A 1639-nucleotide genomic window follows, 5' to 3' on the forward strand; every position below is an offset into this window, starting at 1 on the left:
CGGCGACGCTGCTGTCGCGCGGGGTCGCCGCGCGGTCGGCGGAGCCGCGGTCGTCCGCGCCCTTGCTCAGCGGACGGCCGTCGTTGTGGTCGATCAGCGCGGTGAGGGCCTTGGAGAGCGGCAACCAGCCGTCTGTGCCGAGGTCGAGATGGTCGCTGACGGCGTACGCGAGGCCGTCGGCGTCGAGAGTCCGTCCGCCGCCGGCCGGGGCGGGCTTCTTCTCCAGGCGGTCGGCCAGGCGCGCCATGCGTCGCGCGGCCTCCTCGGGCCCGTCGCCGGTCGGGCAGCGGCGGATACGGGCCGCGCAGTGGGTGGCGAACCGGTCGAACGCCGCCTGGACCGCCTTGACCTGCGACACCTGATCCTCGTCGAGGTCCTCGGTCGGATCGACGGATGCTTCGAGCACGAGCCGTCCGACGTGTGACGGGTACAGGTGGGCGTAGACCGCGCCGAGAGCCGTTCCGTACGAGACGCCGAAGTAGTGCAGTCGCTTGTCGCCGAGGAGGTAGCGCATCAGGTCGAGGTCGCGAGCGGTGTGCGAGGTACCGATGTACGGGAGGAGCGCCCCGGAGCGTTCGGCGCAGGCATCGGCCCCCTCGTAACCGGTGTCGTCGGCGGTCTTCCCGCAGCGCACGGGGATGGTCGCGCCAACGCCGCGCGGGTCGAAGGAGACCAGGTCGTAACGGTCGAGGAGCGGCTTGTACTGGTTGAGGTATTCGGGCAGTCCGCTCACCCCGGACACACCGGGGCCGCCGAAGTTGAGGAGGAGCGAGCCGATGCGCCGGGCGTTCGGGCCGGTGGCCTTGCGGCGGATCAGGGCCACGTCGATCGTCCTGCCGTCTGGTTTCCGGTAGTCGAGGGGGGCCTTCATGGCGGCACAGTCGTAGTCCTTGCGCGCGGCGGGCGGCGAGGTGCAGCGCGACCAACGGAGATGCTGGCCGGTGGTCAGCGTGGTGGGCAGACCGGCGGGCGGGTTGTTCGCGGTGAACTCCGTACGCGGCTCCGCGCTCCGGCCGGGAGCTTCGTGCTGGAGCCAGGCGCCGACGGCCCCGATCGCGGCGAGGACGACCCCGGCGATGATGAGCGCACCGGCCAAGAGGCCCGGTCTGCGGCTTCGTATCGGATGTGCGCCATTCATCGAATTCCCCGCGCTCCCGCCCCTGGACACCCGGCCATGCCCGTACCCGTGATCGTCCGATCGTCGAATGAGTGCAGGGTACAAGCCGCCTCCGACAGCACGGCTCGCGCGAGTGCCGTCGCAGCTGCCGGAACGGTGAAAGTCCTCCGGAGCGGGAATGCCGTGGGAGGGACTGGGAGGTTCCGCGTGTGTCGCTCTCGGGCGTTTCCGGGCCGAACGACAGGTGCCTGACCGATGAATATCCAGGTCAGGCACCTGTCTCAGGCCTCTAGAAGAACCCGAGCTTCTTCGCCGAGTACGAGACCAGAAGATTTTCGTCTGCTGGTGGTACTCAGCACGACGGGGATGCCGAGACGGTCGGCCAAGCCCAAGGCGTGTGCTGCCAGCCGCAGCGACCCGGGGCCGAGCCCCTGCAGCCCTCACCACCCGTAAGCTCCAAAACTACTCAAACTATCCGTCTGGATCTCCACGGTACTCGAACATACGTCTCATGGTCTAGGG

1 protein-coding gene is annotated in these 1639 nt (G+C 69.2%); it reads right to left on the bottom strand.

The features are described 5' to 3' along the window. The coding region (locus tag ACFVW8_RS39105) for an alpha/beta fold hydrolase (RefSeq protein WP_389698815.1) at window positions 1-1096 on the bottom strand (1096 nt) is incomplete at its 3' end. Window positions 1097-1639 lie beyond the last annotated feature (543 nt).

It is taken from the genome of Streptomyces sp. NPDC058221 (assembly GCF_042882365.1).
GTDB lineage: Bacteria > Actinomycetota > Actinomycetes > Streptomycetales > Streptomycetaceae > Streptomyces.